The organism is Stenotrophomonas sp. YJH_SMC_127, from assembly GCF_059372445.1.
Genome location: NZ_JCAFVO010000002.1, coordinates 266,611 through 282,513, shown reverse-complemented (window position 1 = coordinate 282,513; position 15,903 = coordinate 266,611). Strand labels below are relative to the sequence as shown.

Genomic DNA, 15,903 nt, shown 5'->3' with positions numbered 1-15,903 from the left:
TGAGGGAACAACGGGTACAACAACGAGGCAGGTCATCAGAAGCGTGCAGTGACACCGAGCTTCAGCGTGCGCCCCGGCGCCGGCAGCGTGGAGCGCGTGGCCGGGTCGACGTAGTAGCGGTTGCCGAGGTTGGTGCCGACCAGCTCGACGCTGGCGTGGTCATTGAAGCGCCAGCGCGCGTAGGCATCGACGGTGGTGATGTTTCCCCAGGTGAACGGCACGTTCTGCCAGATCAGGCCACCGCTGCCGGCGTACAGTCGGTCACGGTAGGCCTGCAGGTCCGGGTTCTGGTGGCGCTGGTAATGCACGATGCGGCTGCCCAGCTCCAGGCGCTCATCGAACAGCCGGGTGCCCAGCGACACGTTCACCGACAACCGGGGAATGGCCTGGGTCAGCAGGTAGCCACTGACGAAGCCGTCCTGCACGCAGTTGGGCACCTTGCCGGCCAGCGCATCGAGCTGCACCGCCATGCTTTCGTCGCAGACCTTGTTTTCCAGCGTACGGGTGATGCCCAGGTCGGTGAAGAAGCGCCGGTTGTCGAACCGCGCCTGCAGCTCCACGCCGCGGATGCGCTGCTTGTCCAGGTTGTCGAACAGGAAATTGCCGTCGCGCTCGATCACGTTGCGGGTCTTGTGCACGTAGTAGGCCAGCTTCACGTCGGCATCGGCGGTGTTGCCGAACAGTGCGGACAGGTTGTGCACATAGCCCACTTCGTAGTTGTAGGCGTGCTCGAGCTTGAGCGGGTACAGCGGGTTCAGGCTGCTGGAGAACGCGATGGTGCTCTCGAACATGCTGGGGAAACGCACCGCCTCGCTGTAACGCACATAGGCGCGCGCATTGGGCGAGAAATGCGCGGTGGCCGAGAAGGTCGGCAGCCAAGCATGGTCGCGCCTGCGCTCGTTGCGGCCGGCCACCGTCTGCGACCGCCCGCTCTGGATGCTGCACAGGATCTGCGCGCCCTGCACCGGCAACAGCCCGGGAATGGCCGCCACCTGACCATTCAGGCACGGGTTGCTGGCACGGCTGTAGTTGCCGTCCGCATCCGGCAGCCACGGAATGCTGTGCTCCACCGCCACCGGCGTCTCGTACCTGCTCAGCAGGCCCTTCAGCAGATCATCGACGATGAAGCCCATGCCGATGCTGTCCCAGAACGCGCGCTGCGACTCGATGGCGTCGATCTCGCCCTGCAGGCTGGCCGGGCGTTCGGGCAGTTCGTTGACCCGGTAGCGGGCCTCTTTGGGGAATACAGAGGTGGTCATCAGCTCCGGGTGTTCCTGCAGGAAATCATCGATGGCCCAATAGCGCGCGTAGCGCACCCCGGCGCTCAGGGAGAGGAAATCCACCGGCCGCCAGTCCAGCACCAGATAGCCCTCGCCTTCCTGGCGGCGCCCGGCGCGCGGGTACATGCGCCAGCCATCGCTGACGCCAAAGTACGGGTCCGCCGAGCGCAGTTTCTCGAACTGCCAGTTGCCGCCCACCGTCAGGTCCAGGGTGGAATGCAACGCGAAGCGGTTGCTCAGGGTCAGGCCGGTGCGGTCGTTGCGGGCATTGGCCAGCGCGGTATTGCGCAGGATCGGGCTGCTGCCGGGGTTCCAGTCGGGGTTGCTGGCAAAATTGGGGAAGCCGCCAGCGGTGTAGGTATCGCTGGTGGTTTCGGTGCGCCACAGGTTGGCACGCAGGTCCAGCCAGCGGCTGCCGGCAGGCTGCCAGTGGTATTCCAGGTTCCAGGCATCGGCATCGACGCGGCTGAGCGGCCACTGGATGCGACCGTAGTCGGGCGCGGACAGGATGCGCGAGGGCATGATCTCGCCGTAGTGGGAGAGCGTACGCCGCCAGGTGGCGCGCAGCTGCTGGTCATCGTTGATCTGCCAGGTCGCCTTCAGCAGCCACGATTCCTGCTCGCTGGAGGTGTTGGGCACCTCGTCGCCGGGCTTGAAGTAGCGCGCCAGCGTGGTGATGTAGTCCAGGCCCTTGTACTCGAACTGCTCGCGCGGGTCCTGGTCGTAGTACGCCGTGCCCTGGGTGCCGGAGAAGTAGTTGCCGCGCTTGCGCCAGGCATACGCGGCCATCAGGTCCACGTGCTCGCCGCGCAGGCCCAGCGCCAGCCGCCAGGCCTGGTCCTCGCCGGCGAACACATTGGCTTCCGAACCGCGCGACTTCACCGGCACCAGCAGCGTGCTGTCGGCATACGGTGCCGAGGGCGAGCCCTGCGGGAACCCGGGCACCGTGCGGTAGTCCTCGCCGGTATGCAGCCGCGGCAGGCGTGGCGCCACCGCATTGCTGCTGCCTTCGATCTTCAGCTCCCCGCCGAAGCGCTCACCCGCTTCCACGATGTCATCGACGTCGATGGTCTTGATCACCAGCGCGCCACCGATCCCGCTGTGCACATCGCGCACCAGCCCCGGCCCCTTGATGACCTGGATGCCACCTATCAGGTTGGGATCGATGTAGTTGCGGTTGCTGACGCCGTTGTAGCCGCGCCAGACCGTAAGTGCCTGCTCGCCGCCGTCGATGCTGACCGGCACCCGCCCCGGCCCCTGGATGCCGCGGATGTTGATGTCCAGCGCGCCACTGTTGCGCGCATCGCCGCTGAACACACCGACCAGATCCTTGACCACGTCGGCCGGATTGGAGCCGCGGTAGCGCTCCACCCGGTCGCGTCCCGAATACGCCGTGGCCATGTCCAGCGCGAACACATCATCGTAGCCGCGCCGATCGCGGGCCTCGCCCCCTTCCGACTGCAGGCGACCGGCCACGTCCAGTGTCTCGGTCACCCGCACCCCTTCCCCTTCACCCGCCTCCGCTGCGGCACGCAGGCTCCAGGTGCCGTCCATGCCACGCTGCGCGCGCACGCCGCTGCCACGCAGCAGCAGCTGCAGGGCCTGCATCTGGCTGTACTCGCCGCTCACCGCGCTGGAGCGACGGCCTTCCACCAGGTCACTGCGGAACACCACCTGCACATCGGCCTGGCGGCCAAAGGCACGCACGGCGTCGGCCAGGGGCTGTTCCGGAATGGCGTACTGGCGCAGCGGCGCGACGACCGCCGGTTGCGCCTGCCCGGCCGGCACCCAGGCCAACTGCAGCAATGCGGTGGAAACAGCCAGGGCCAGAGCGGTGGCGCGACGATGACAGGCGGATGCCGTGGACGGCATGGACAGGAACTCCTCAAGCGGGGCGGGACAACGGACACGTCCGGTGCCCGGTGGTGTGTCTGGCTTGAGAAGAAACGCTGTTTCGCTCTGGCTATACCTCTATAGACAGCGGGCTGCGACGACTGCCCACGGTTTTTTCATGTTTTTTTTCATGCGACCGGTTCGTCCATGTTCCGCGGGTGCTTCACCACAGCAGCAACGCACCACCGGGCAAGCGCTGCACGCGCAGTCCCGCCTGCGCGGCCACGGCGACGATGGCCGTGTCCGGTTGCTGCAGGTGGAACAGGCCACTGACCCGTACGCGTGCGCCCTGCCCGCCCAGTACCCAGACCGGGCCACGACGGTAGCGCGCCAAGTCGGCGATGGCCTGCGCGGCCGGCCGATCATCGATCACTACCTCGCCACGCCGCCACGGCGCCATGCTCTCCGGATCTTCCAGCTGCACCGGCTGCAGCCAGTGCCCGTCACGGAACACGCGTGCCTGTCCGGCATGCAGGCGCTGCACGCTGCCATCGCCCGGGCGCACATCGACCACACCCGCGCTGACCTGGGTGGTGACCGTGGTATCCAGCATCGACACGCTGAAGGCGGTACCGATGTCACGGACCAGGCCGCCCGCTGCCTCGACCTGGAACGGGCGAGCCTCGTGCGCTACCTGGAACCAGGCCTGGCCGCGCAGCAGGCGTACGCGCCGCTGCTGGCCATCGAACGCAAATGCCAGCGCGGTGCCGGCATCGAGTACCGCCGTGCTGCCATCGGCCAGCTGCACCACTCGTGGCGCATCGCTGCTGCGCACATCACTGCGCGCCAGCAGCAACGCATGCGGAGCGGCCGCGACCATCAGCACCACGGCCGCGGCCGAAGCCAGCAGCCACGGCAGGCGACGGCGCGGTGCGATCGGACGCAGCCCCTGGCGGTCGGCGGTCAGCTCGGGCAGCGCGGCCAGCACCTCGGGCCCGGCAGCGTCCAACCGCTGCCAGAAGGCCTGCTGCTGGCGCCAGGCCAGCGCATGGCGCGGATCGGACTGCAGCCAGCGCTGCAGGGTGCGTTGCTGGCGTCCCGGCAACGGGCCTGCACTGCACCGTATCACCCAGCGCAACGCCTGCCTGGCCTGACGCGGCGAGGGTTCGGACGTGGTCATGGTTGTGGCCTGCCGCACCGCGAATGGGTGCGCTTTCCTGTTGTGACAACGGCGGGCACGATCTGCCCACGGCAATCGCCGCTCATCGGCCCATTCCCCGCTGCTGTTGCTGGATCAGCAGCGCTGCGCGCAGCACATGCTTGCCGACCAGGCTCTTGGAGATCCCCAGGCGCGCGGCAATCTCGCGTTCGCTCAGGCCCAGGTAGCGGTTGAGCACGAAGCACTCGCGTACCTGGGCCGGCAGGGCCAGGATGGTCTGGGTGATCTCGCGCAGCTGCGCCTGGTCCAGCGCCTGCGCCTCGCCGTCGTGGCCTGCCTCGGCCATGCCGGTGGCGTACTCGGCCATCGCGCGCCGCTCGCGGGCGTCGGCCTGGCTGCGGTTGAGCGCGTGGTGGTAGGCCATCCGGTACAGATAACCGCGCGGCTCCAGGATCGGTGGATCACCGGGCACGCTGCTGGCCTTCAGGTAGAGGTTCTGCAGGGTGTCCTCGGTGCTGGCCGGGTCGAGGTAGCGCGCGACGAAGCGGGACAACGCACGGCGCTCGCGGATCAGCAGCTCGACCAGCGCCAGGGCATTGGGAGACATAGGTGCCAAGGCCGGACCGGGGAATGATGGGCGTGATGGCGACGGTCCGGACGTGGATTGTGGGCTGCGGGGCCGCAGGCGGCAAGCCGCGCCACGAAAGCATCATCGACGCATGGCGTGGATGGAGGATCTACGGTTCCTCCAGCGCCTCGAAGCGTTCGGCGAGGTAGTCGATCAGCGCACGCACCGCAGGCAACAGGCCGCGTCGCGACGGGAACACCGCGTGCACGATGCCGTGCTTGGGCACCCACTCCGGCAGTACCGGCACCAGCGCGCCACTGGCCAGCTCGTCGCTGATCATCATCCGCGGCAGCATCAGCAGGCCCACCCCGGCCACCGCGGCGGTGCGCAACGCGATCATGTCATCGCTGACCAGCCGCGGGCGATGGTGCACGCTGGCCAGCACATCGCCCGGCCCGGTGTATTCCCAGGCATGCTGCTGGCTGGGCGATGCCAGATCCACGGTCGGCATCATCGCCAGGTCGGCCGGCACCTGCGGCGTGCCCAGCCGCTGCAGCAACGCCGGGCTGGCACTGGTGCACCAGACCCGGCGCGCCAGCACGCGTACCACCAGGTCACTGTCCTCCAGCGGCGGCGGCCGCACGCGGATCGCCACGTCCATACCCTCGCCCACCACATCGACGCGCCGGTTGGTGGCGTCCAGCTGCACCGTCACCTGCGGGTGCAGGGCCAGGAAATCGGCCAGCATCGTGCCAATGCGCGCGTGCAGGATCGCGATCGGGCACGCCAGGCGGATGGTGCCGCGCGGCTCGGCGCGTGACATCGCAATGGCTTCCTCGGCCGCTTCGGCTTCGACCAGCATGGCCTTGCAGTGGCGGTAGTAGTCCTGGCCGACCTCGGTGACCGAAAAGCGCCGGGTCGAACGCTGGATCAGGCGCACGCCCAACCGTTCCTCCAGCAGCGCGATGCGCCGGCTCAGTTTCGACTTCGGCATCGCCAGCGCCCGGCCGGCCTGCGAGAAGCCGCCGTGCTCGACCACCATGGCGAAGTAGAACAGGTCGTTGAGGTCACAACGGCGGATATCTGCGATGAACACGGGGCGATCTCCTGCGGCCACGGCCTGCAGACATTGTTCACCAGATAGGACTATGACGGCAAATATTGGCGTCTACCGGCCTTATTGTCACGGCGATATCGTCTTCGCAACGAAGAACAGCGGCCGGCAGCCCCGGCCAGGAGATCGCCATGAAGCGTGTCACCGGTACCTACAGCGCCCCCCGCCCGCACTGGGTGGGCGACGGATTCCCCGCCCGCTCTATGTTTTCCTACAACACCCACGGCCAGCACCTCAGCCCGTTCCTGCTGCTGGATTACGCCGGCCCGTACACCTTCGCCCCCAGCAATACGCCGCGTGGCGTCGGCCAGCATCCGCATCGCGGATTCGAGACCGTCACCATCGTCTATGAGGGTGAGGTCGCCCACCGCGATTCGACCGGGGCCGGCGGCACCATCGGCCCGGGTGACGTGCAGTGGATGACGGCTGCCTCCGGCATCCTCCACGAGGAATTCCACACGCCGGAATTCAGCAGGCGCGGCGGCACGCTGGACATGGTCCAGCTGTGGGTGAACCTGCCGGCGCGCGACAAGATGGGCGCACCGGGCTACCAGACCCTGCTCGACGCAGAGATTCCCTCGGTGGATCTGCCCGATGGCGCCGGCCGCGTGCGGGTCATTGCCGGCCGCTTCCACGGTCATGCCGGCCCGGCCCGCACCCACACGCCGATGGATGTCTGGGACATCCGCCTGCGGCAGGGCCACCACGCCGAACTGCCGGTGGCTGAGGGCCGCACGCTGGCGCTGGTGGTGCTGAAGGGCACGGTGCGGATCAACGGCGGCCAGCCGGTCGGCGAGGCACAGCTGGTCACCTTCGACCGCAGCGGCGAGGACGTGTTCGTCGACGCCGACAGCGACGCCACCGTGCTGCTGCTCAGCGGTGAACCGATCGACGAGCCGGTGGTGGGCTATGGCCCGTTCGTGATGAACAGCCAGGCCGAGATCGCGCAGGCGGTCAACGATTTCAACAGCGGCCGCTTCGGCCAGATCGCGCACTGATCGTTTCAAGCGGCGGGCGATGGCCCGCCGCACCCTCCGGGCCATCGCCCGCTTTTTCCAGGAGACTGACCATGAGTACCCCCGCCAACTTCAACGGTGCCCGCCCGGTGATCGATCCGGACAACGCCGCGATGCTGCTGATCGACCATCAGAGCGGCCTGTTCCAGACCATCGGTGACATGCCGTTCACCCGCGTGCGCGCCCACGCCACCGCGCTGGCCAGGATGGCCACGCTGGCAAAGATGCCGGTGATCACCACTGCCTCTGTTCCGCAGGGCCCGAACGGCCCGCTGATACCGGAGATCCACGACGCAGCCCCGCATGCCCGGTACGTGGCGCGCAAGGGCGAGATCAACGCCTGGGACAACCCGGAATTCGTTGGCGCGGTGAAGGCCACTGGCCGCAGGCAGCTGATCATTGCCGGCACCATCACCAGCGTGTGCATGGCCTTCCCGTCCATTGCCGCCGTTGCCGATGGCTATCAGGTGTTCGCGGTCATCGATGCCTCGGGCACCTATTCGAAGATGGCCGAGGAGATCACCCTGGCCCGGGTGGTGCAGGCCGGCGTGGTGCCGATGGACACCGCCGCGGTGGCCTCGGAGATCCAGCGCAGCTGGAACCGCGATGATGCCCAGCAGTGGGCCGAGGTCTACACGAAGATCTTCCCGAACTACCAGCTGCTGATCGAAAGCTACCTGAAGGCGCAGGACGTGCAGAAGAACCACGAGCCGCTGGATTCGCAGCGCAGCTGACCTACGCCCGGGGTGCCGGCCCGCTGTCGGCACGCCTCTCAACCGGAGACCCATCATGTCCAGTGAACCGATCCGCGAACCGGCCAGCGATCATCTGCTGACCCCGCAGAACTCCGCCTTCATCATCATCGACTACCAGCCGGTGCAGGTGAACTCCATTGCTTCGATGGACCGCCAGTTGCTGGTCAACAACATCGTCGGCACTGCCAAAGCCGCAGTGGCTTATGGCCTGCCGATCGTGCATTCGACGGTGAACGTCAAGACCGGCCTGAACAAGCCGCCGATTCCGCAGCTGCGCCAGGTGCTGGGTGACTATCCGACCTACGACCGCACCACCATCAATTCCTGGGAAGACGTCCAGTTCCGCAGGGCGGTGGAAGCCACCGGCCGCCGCAAGCTGATCATGACCGCGCTGTGGACCGAGGCCTGCCTGACCTTCCCGGCCTTGGATGCGTTGAAGGAAGGCTATGAGGTGTATGTGGTGGTCGACGCCGTCGGCGGCACCTCGCTGGCCGCGCACGATGCCGCGCTGCGCCGCATCGAACAGGCCGGCGGCCAGCTGATCAGCGCGCCGCAGCTGTTCTGCGAGCTGCAGCGCGACTGGGCCCGTTCGGAAACGGTGCCGGCCTTCATGAACCTCTTCATTGAAACCGGCGGTACGGCGGGCATCCAGTTCTCGTACGATCGTACCGAGTAACCGGGTGGCGGCGCCGGTCCTGACTGGCGCCGCCTTTGGGGAGCCGTCGAGCATGGCTCGACGCTACAGTGGGTTTAATCGAGCGTGGCTCGACGCCATGGATAGATGGAGAATGTGATGGCCTACGCACGCATTGTTTCGACCGCCGACAATTACCTGCACCACATCAGCAATGGCAGCGTCGATGTGGATGCGGACGAGCCCGCCTCGTTGGGCGGCCAGGGCAAGGGCTTCGCGCCGTTCGACCTGTACCTGGCCTCGCTGGCGGCGTGCACCGCCATCACCCTGCGCATGTACGCGCAGCGCAAGGGCTGGGACCTGGGCGAGTTCCATGCCGAGCTGCGCTCGGAACGTGATGAGGACGGGCGCCTCCACGTGCACCGCGTGCTGCATGCCAGTGCCGAGCTGAGCGATGCGCAGTGGCAGCGATTGCTGGAGGTGGTGGAAAAGACCCCGGTGACCCTGGTGATGCGCGAAGGTGCACGCATCACCAGTGAGCGTGGGGCGGCGGCGTAACAGAGGGCTCAGCGCCGTGGATGCAGCACCGTGCGCTGGCGCATCGCGTTGAATTCCTGCTCCACCTGCTGGATGTCTTCGGCCTGGAACCCGGCGGCATCCAGCAGCTGGTCGGCGGCCGCGGCCGCCAGCGGATCATCGTCACGCTGGCGCCAGCAGCGCGCCGGCAGGAAGTAGCCCACTTCGCTGCGCCCGCGCATGATCACCACCGGCCGGCCCGCGTACAGCAGGAACTCGGCCAGGTGCTGGCGCAGGCCCTCCACGGAAACATAGGCCGGTCCAACACCCAGCATCTGGCTGGACGGTTCGGGACTCTCGAACAGCTTGCGACGGCTCATCCACTCCTCCTTTTGAACAACGCGTGGTCTCCTTTCCCTAGACGGGCGCATCGCTGCGCCCCCGCCACGCACTACGTGATCCGCATCACGCCCGCTACTCAGAAGCCGGTGTTGAACTCCAGCTGGAACACGTCGATCGACAGCGGCGCACCGGACACTTCCTTGGCCGCCATCCACTTGCCGCTGATCCAGCTGCGCGCGTCCAGCGCATAGGCACCGCCCACGTAGTAGCCGCGGGCGTTGGTGCCACCGAGGTGGAAGTTCGGATCGTTGTAGGCATCCGGCAGCGCATCGGCCTCGATGTGCTTGTAGCCCAGCAGCGCCTGCCACTGGCCCTTCTCCTTCAGCTCGGTGGCACCGAAGGTGGCCTGCAGCATCCATGCGGTGTCGCCGCTGCGGAAGGTATCGATGCTGGCGGCACCACCGGCACCGTAATTGTTGACGATGCCGTTGTTGGCGCGACTGAACATCGCCTGCTTGTCGTAGGCCAGGTTGCGGATGTAGTCGCCTTCAAGGCGCAGGCCGACGTCCTGGGCCAGCTGCGTATCCCAGCGCAGGTTCAGCGTGGCCAGGCGGAATGCCGAGGCCAGGCCGACATACTGCGGGGTGGGCGTATTGGCCGGATCCAGCGGATTGCGCGCGATGTCGCGGATCAGCATCAGGGTGTTGCCCTTCTGCATGAACGCCGGACGCGACCAGTCGGTGTCGCAGCCCACCGCGCCCGCATACAGCGCGCACGGCGAGGACAGGCGGCCGCTGATGTTCTTGAAGTCGTAGTAGCCCAGTGCCGCGCGCAGCGCGTTGTCGTCATTGAAGCGCCAGTTCACGCCCACCTGCGCCCCGGACAGCCACTTGTTCTCGTTCGGGGTCTTGACCCGGCTCTGGCTGGGCGCGCTGTCGGAGGTGTATTCCAGCGGTACCACCGCCAGGTTGCCGAACAGGCCGAGGTCGCCGCCGTCGGAGTCGTACTTCAGGTTGGCGGCCAGGCCATCGAAGTTGAGGTCGTTGGAGAACAGCGTGTCGCTGGTCCAGAACGGATTGCCGAAGCGGCCGCCGCGCACCGTCACCCAGTCGGCCGGGCTGTAGGCCAGCCAGGCCTGGTCCAGCCACACGTCCTTCTTGCTCAGGCCACCGCCCAGCTGCTCGGTGGTCGACACCGGGCCATTGCTGCTGCCGCTGGCCAGGCGCATACCGGCCGTGGTGTGCTGGCCGATGGTCGCCTCGATGCCCAGGCGGGCGCGGATGCGCCACAGGTTGCGGCGGTCCTGGCGGGTGTTCAGCAGCGGTGGCAGCTGCAGGTTGGTGTTGGTGTTGGTGTCGAAGCCGTTGCCGGAATTGATCGACGACCAGTTGCTCACGATGTCGCTGTTGCGTTCGGAGAAGAAGCGCGATTCGCTGCGCACGCGCATGTCACCGGTGACCTTGATGCGCTTGGTCCACTCGGCCACTTCGTTCGGTGCCGCCCAGCCCTCGGACCTGGCCTGCGCCATCACGTCCTGGCGTACTTCGTCACGGATGCCGTCGCGCACGCTCTGCGGCACGTAGGGCACGCGCACGTCGCCGGCTTCCAGGGCGACACCGCCACTGGCGGCCGAGGTCGCGGTGGCTGCGCTGCGCTGGGCGGCCGCCGCTTCGGCCTCGGCCTGCACCAGCAATGCCTGGCCGTCTTCTGGTTTCAGTGCGCCGCTGGCGATCAGGCCCTTGATCAGCTTGACCATGGTGGTTTCAGCGGCCATCGCACCGGCCGGGGCGGCCAGGCTGAGCAGCACGGCGCAGCACAGCAGCGCCCGTCGGGCCGGCCGCGGGCGGCGGGAATCGGTTCGTGCGCGGACGTGGTCGTTCATCACGGTTCTCATCGAAAGAAGGGAAATCACGGAGGTCGGGAATCAGGCCCCGGGCCGGCGGCCCTGGATCAGGACGCGGGCGGGGAAATCAAGCGACGGTGGGGGTGCCTGGTCGACCTTGCCGATGCGGCGCAGTGCATCGAGCACGGCCGCGTCGGCCTCCTCGTTGCCACTGCCACGCACCAGCTCGACCTTTTCCAGGCGGCCATCGCTGGCCAGCCACACATTCACCTGCAGCTGGAACGCCAGGCGCTTGACCTTGTCGTCGCGCGAGATTGCCTGCTGCATCAGGTAGCCGAGGTAGCGCCCATAGGTGGCATTGCCGGCACCGCCGCGACCGACGCCGGACGAACCGCCACCATTGCCGGACTGGATGCCGAAGTTGTCACCGCCGGCCTGCGCATCGGCGTTCATCGTCACCGGATCGGCATTGTCCGGAGTCGGTGCCGGCTCTTCAGCCGGCGTCGGCTGCTCCAGCGGCTCCGGTTCGGGCATCGTCTCCTCCGGCGGCGTTTCCGGCTCCGGCGGCTTTTCCGGCGGCGGCGGGGGTGGCGGAGGCGCTGGCGGCAGCGCCAGCATCGGCGGCTGCACCACCGGCCGGCGGGTGCTGGCGGTGTCCTTGAACAGCATCCACCACACGGCGATGCCGAGCACCAGCAACGCGGCCAGCACCAGCGCGACAGTCACCAGCAGCTGGCGACCGCGCATGCCGGGCTCCGGCCGAGGGGGTTGATGGGCCGTCATGCCTCAGCCCTGCGCCTTGCCGGTGACCAGGCCGACCTGGGCGAGCTCCAGGCGCCGCAGCAGGTCCAGCACCTCCACCACGCGGGCGTACTGCACCTGCGCGTCACCGCGCACGATCACCGGGAAGTCCGGCGTGGTCGCGCGCTCGGTGCGCAACCGGTCTTCCAGCTCGGCCATCGTCACCGGGTAGGCATCCAGGAACACCTGGCCGCTGGGGTCGATGGTGATCGCCTTGGTCTTCGGCTTCTCCAGCGCAACGCTGTTGCTGGCCTTCGGCAGGTTGACCTCGATGCCGGGGATGGAAGCGTTGCTGGTCAGGATGAAGATCACCAGCACCACCAGCAGCACATCGACGAAGGGCGTCACGTTGATGCCCTTCTCGCGCTTCTTGATGCCGAACTTCGCCTTCTGGCCCATGGCGCGCCCCTCAGCCCTGGACCGCGGCCGGGCCGCGCCCGTCCTGCTCTTCGGCCAGGCGCGCGGCGAATTCGTCGATGAACACCGCCATGTCCGCACCGATCGCTTCGGCACGCGCGCCCAGGTAGTTGTAGCCGAACAGCGCCGGGATCGCGACGCCGAGGCCGGCGGCAGTACACAGCAGCGCCGCGGCCATGCCCGGTGCCACCGAGTTGATGTCCACCGCGCCGGCCATTGCCGCAACCACGAACACCAGCATGATGCCGATCACGGTGCCGAACAGGCCCACGTAGGGCGCGCCTTCGATGGTGGTCGACAGCCAGTTCATGCGCCGCGCCATCGCTTCCTGCTCGCGCACCATCACTGCATCCATCGAGGCGCGGATCGCCGCGATGGTGGCACCACTGAGGTAGCCGCTGTTGCCATCGCGCTGGTGGCGTTGCTGCATTTCATCGATGGCCACCTGGTAGATGCGCCACAACGAGCCATCGTGCATGGCGGTCGGCGCCTTGCCCTGGCGGTCCATGTCGGACAGGGTGCGCAGCGGTACGCCGGACAGCTTGCCGAAGCTCTCGGTGAACACCGCATTGGCCTTGCTGGTACGACCGAAGTGGCGGCTCTTGGCGATCATGATCGCCCACGACAGCAGCATCATCAGGCCGAGGATGGCGACCACCACCCAGGCATCGAACGGCATCGCCTTGAGAATGAAGGCGAAGTGGCTCTGCCCGGCGGACTGCTCGTCGGCGCCGTAGCTGACCAGGCGCGAGTCGGCGCCCTGAGCGGTGGCGTCGGCCAGCAGCAGCGCGGCCGGACGTGCCACCCGCGAAATGCGCAACTCGTCCAGGGCACCTTCGAAGTTGGCCAGCGGCTGCGCCGCGCCCGGCGCATCGGCGCCGACCACCGGCGCGGTGGCCAGCGCCGGCAGCTCGCCGCTCAGCTGGGCGACCACGCGGCCATTGAGGTACAACTGCAGTGCGCCCTTCTCTGCGGTCAGCGCCACATGCGCCCACTGCCCTTCCGGAACCGGCTGCGCCGGCGTGCTGCGCTGGCCATTGAGCTGCACGAACGGCACCCGGTTTTCGATGCCCAGCACCAGTTCGAACGCACCGTCGCGACGCGCGTAGATCGCCTGTGCAGCGTTGTTGCTGCCTGGCTTGATCCAGGCCGAAACAGTGAGCGGCGCGCCCGCCTCCTGCGCAAGCGATGCGCTGGCCGGCAGCGGCAGCGGGGCTGCACCCAACTGAACGCCGCGGCCGATCACCGAGCCTTCCGATGGCGGCACCACGGCACCGGCATTGTTGCCATAAGCGGTGGTGTCGCGTGCCGGCGCATTGGCCTCGGCGAAGTGGTAGACCAGCGTATAGTCCGGATCGAACACCTGCTGGCCGTTGCCGCTGGCCGGGGCTTTTTCATTGCCGTAGTACATCCAGATGGTCTGCGGCGCGGCGGCACTGACCGCCGGCAGGTCCACCCAGACCAGGGCCAGGCCCAGCGTGGGATCGAACTGCTCGATCTGGTGGGCCAGCACGGTACGGCCATCACCCGAGACGAAGCGAAGGTCGTTGCCCGCATCCTGGGTGCCGTCGAAGCCGAAGTTGCCGGTATGCAGCCGCAGCAGCAGTGGCGTGCGGCCCGGGTCACCGGCCAGGCCCGCGCCCTGCGGGCCGGCGTCGACGGTGATCGGCTTGCGGTATTTCCATTCGGCCTGCCACCAATTGGCATCGGCCGCAGCCGCAGGCAACGCAACCAGCGCGGCCAGCAGCAGCAACACTCGGGAAAGCAAACGGTCCATGCGAAGGGTCTCCGGAGAACGCATGTTCAAGGGAAGGGTCAGTAGCTGGTGCTGATGTTGAAATGCAGGCGCGGGTCGTCCTTGCGCGTGACCGGGCCATCGGCATAAGGCCAGGCGTAGTCCAGGCGCAGTTGCAGGTGTTCACCCAGGCGCAGCTGCGCGCCCAGGCCGACCGAGGCCAGGTTGTACTTGTCACGCTGCTCGGGCAGCGGCCGGCGCAGGCGCAGGTAGGCCGCGTCGGCGAAGCTGTAGACACGCAGATCGGTGCCGCTCCAAAGCGACCACGCCGGGGTGCGCCATTCCAGGCTGGCCAGGCCGCCGTAGTCGCCGATCGCCTCGGCCGACAGGTAGCCACGCACGGTGTACATGCCGCCAGCAGCGAACTGCTCGGCCGACACCAGTGGCGCATCGGTTACCTGCAGCGAGCCACGCGCATACCACTGCCAGTCATTGCTGAAGGTGTGGGTGTTGGCCACGTCGGCCTTGAAGGCCACGAAGCTCGGGTCAGCCCAGTAGCGCTTCTGCCCGAACGCGGTGGCGTCGCTGCCGTAACCGAACAGGCGGCGGGTACCGGCCACCAGCTGGGTGTTGATGCTCAGCTGATCCTGCTCGCCCTGGCGCACGCCGACGAAGGCCAGGGTGATCGGCGCATACTTCAACGGTGTCTTCAGGCTGTCCTTGCCCATCTGCGTGTCTTCCTCGGTGTCCTTGAAATCCACACCGAGGCTGAGCTGGCGCCACCACTGGCTGCTGCCGGCAAGGCGGTAGTTGAGCTTGAGGCCGATCGAATGGCCGTTGCCGATCACGTTGGTGCCGGTGCCGGTACCGACCTGCCCGCCTGCATTCAACACGCGGCTGTCGGATCTGTAGCCGGAGGCTTCCAGGCTCCACGGCGTGCCTTCGAACGGCATCGTGTACGAGGCCGAGAACACCTTGGCCTGCTTTGTATCTTCCGGCGCCAGGTACACGCCGATGTTGGCGCTGTGCCCGCGCTTCCACAGGTTGTCGTAGGCCAGCGACGCACTCAGGCGCAGTTTCTCGGTGTCGGCACTGTGGTCGTTGTTGAGTGACGCGCTGGCACGCCACGGCGACTTCTCCTCGACCTGCAGGTCCGCATCCATCGTGCCCGGCACCTGGCCTTCGCGCACCAGAGGCATCACCTGGCGACGCCCGCCTTCGTTCAGTGCGGTCAGTTCCTTCTGCGCCTGGTCGAAGTCCGGCACCTTGCCCTCGGCCAGTGCCGGTACGCGATCGCGGATGCGGTCGGGCGATTCGTGGCGGGTGCCGACCACGCGCAGCTGGCCGATCGGCGTCTGCTGCACCTTCAGCAGCACCACGCCGCCACTGACCTGCTGCTCGGGGAGTTCGACGTAGACCGACTGGTAGCCCGCCTGCTGGTACAACGCGTGGACTGCATCGCGTGCCTTTTCGACATCGGCCAGGGTCTTACCAGGGCCAAGGAACGGCTCCACCGCACGTTCGATCTGGCGCGGATCGAGCACGGTGTTGCCGCGCACGATGTATTCATTGATGTTCACGCTGGGCGCAGGCGCCGCCTCCTGCGCGAACAATGGCAGCGGCATCGCGGCCAGCGCCAGCACCAGCGGATGCAGGCACAGCGGAAAGCGGACGGCTCGGCACGGAACAGGAGTCATCGAAGGCATCGCGTCGTATCGGAGGGAGGGGCCAGGGAGCGGCGCGTGGGTCTACCAACAGGACGTGCACGTCGCGTCAAAACCGCCATCCGTTTTGTGACAGCACTGTCATCTTCTGACCGCGCCGGTGCACTCGCGGGCGTAGACTGCCCTCGCCACACGTCTTCATTGCAGAGCGTCGGTCGTTGCAGGA

14 protein-coding genes are annotated in these 15,903 nt (G+C 67.4%); 4 read left to right on the top strand and 10 right to left on the bottom strand.

Translation table 11 applies throughout. The annotated features are described in order from the left end of the window. Positions 1-35: 35 nt before the first annotated feature. The 4 genes from AC5QAB_RS06570 to AC5QAB_RS06555 form a co-directional block, all read right to left on the bottom strand. Positions 36-3,152 (bottom strand): TonB-dependent receptor, encoded by a 3,117-nt coding sequence (locus AC5QAB_RS06570; protein ID WP_495233232.1) that lies wholly within the window; start codon positions 3,150-3,152, stop codon positions 36-38. 184 nt (positions 3,153-3,336) lie between these two features. Continuing rightward, complete coding sequence (locus AC5QAB_RS06565; protein WP_495233231.1) at positions 3,337-4,293, bottom strand: FecR family protein; 957 nt, start codon at positions 4,291-4,293, stop codon at positions 3,337-3,339. A gap of 82 nt (positions 4,294-4,375) precedes the next feature. Beyond that, on the bottom strand, positions 4,376-4,879 hold the full coding sequence (locus AC5QAB_RS06560) for an RNA polymerase sigma factor (RefSeq protein ID WP_014647349.1): 504 nt from the start codon (positions 4,877-4,879) through the stop codon (positions 4,376-4,378). Positions 4,880-5,009: 130 nt separating this feature from the next. Next, the gene (locus AC5QAB_RS06555) at positions 5,010-5,936 is read right to left on the bottom strand and encodes a LysR family transcriptional regulator (protein ID WP_197561364.1); all 927 of its coding nucleotides are present in this window, start codon (positions 5,934-5,936) and stop codon (positions 5,010-5,012) included. 149 nt (positions 5,937-6,085) lie between these two features. Between AC5QAB_RS06555 and AC5QAB_RS06550 the strand changes: the two genes are divergently transcribed. The 4 genes from AC5QAB_RS06550 (at position 6,086) to AC5QAB_RS06535 (ending at position 8,917) form a co-directional block, all read left to right on the top strand. Beyond that, positions 6,086-6,952, top strand: a complete 867-nt coding sequence (locus AC5QAB_RS06550; protein ID WP_164166675.1) for a pirin family protein — start codon at positions 6,086-6,088, stop codon at positions 6,950-6,952. 71 nt (positions 6,953-7,023) lie between these two features. Continuing rightward, positions 7,024-7,704, top strand: coding sequence for a hydrolase (locus AC5QAB_RS06545; RefSeq protein WP_032962579.1), 681 nt, complete (start codon positions 7,024-7,026; stop codon positions 7,702-7,704). 55 nt (positions 7,705-7,759) lie between these two features. After that, the gene (locus AC5QAB_RS06540; protein WP_197561317.1) at positions 7,760-8,401 is read left to right on the top strand and encodes an isochorismatase family protein; all 642 of its coding nucleotides are present in this window, start codon (positions 7,760-7,762) and stop codon (positions 8,399-8,401) included. Between the two features lie 117 nt (positions 8,402-8,518). Beyond that, the gene (locus tag AC5QAB_RS06535; protein WP_014647353.1) at positions 8,519-8,917 is read left to right on the top strand and encodes an OsmC family protein; all 399 of its coding nucleotides are present in this window, start codon (positions 8,519-8,521) and stop codon (positions 8,915-8,917) included. 8 nt (positions 8,918-8,925) lie between these two features. Here AC5QAB_RS06535 and AC5QAB_RS06530 read toward each other — a convergent pair whose 3' ends face one another. The 6 genes from AC5QAB_RS06530 to AC5QAB_RS06505 all read right to left on the bottom strand — a co-directional run bounded on the left by AC5QAB_RS06530 (position 8,926) and on the right by AC5QAB_RS06505 (position 15,710). Continuing rightward, on the bottom strand, positions 8,926-9,255 hold the full coding sequence (locus tag AC5QAB_RS06530) for a hypothetical protein (protein ID WP_197561318.1): 330 nt from the start codon (positions 9,253-9,255) through the stop codon (positions 8,926-8,928). 98 nt (positions 9,256-9,353) lie between these two features. Further along, a complete protein-coding gene (locus tag AC5QAB_RS06525; protein WP_495233230.1) occupies positions 9,354-11,099 on the bottom strand; it encodes a putative porin in 1,746 nt (581 codons plus the stop codon). 42 nt (positions 11,100-11,141) lie between these two features. Beyond that, positions 11,142-11,807 (bottom strand): cell envelope integrity protein TolA, encoded by a 666-nt coding sequence (tolA, locus tag AC5QAB_RS06520; RefSeq protein ID WP_197561320.1) that lies wholly within the window; start codon positions 11,805-11,807, stop codon positions 11,142-11,144. A gap of 39 nt (positions 11,808-11,846) precedes the next feature. Beyond that, positions 11,847-12,260 (bottom strand): ExbD/TolR family protein, encoded by a 414-nt coding sequence (locus AC5QAB_RS06515; RefSeq protein WP_005409874.1) that lies wholly within the window; start codon positions 12,258-12,260, stop codon positions 11,847-11,849. 10 nt (positions 12,261-12,270) lie between these two features. Beyond that, the gene (locus AC5QAB_RS06510; RefSeq protein WP_197561321.1) at positions 12,271-14,055 is read right to left on the bottom strand and encodes a DUF2341 domain-containing protein; all 1,785 of its coding nucleotides are present in this window, start codon (positions 14,053-14,055) and stop codon (positions 12,271-12,273) included. A gap of 38 nt (positions 14,056-14,093) precedes the next feature. Further along, positions 14,094-15,710 carry a ShlB/FhaC/HecB family hemolysin secretion/activation protein gene (locus AC5QAB_RS06505; protein ID WP_495233229.1) on the bottom strand — a complete coding sequence of 539 codons (1,617 nt, stop codon included), beginning with the start codon at positions 15,708-15,710 and terminating at the stop codon, positions 14,094-14,096. Positions 15,711-15,903: the final 193 nt, after the last annotated feature.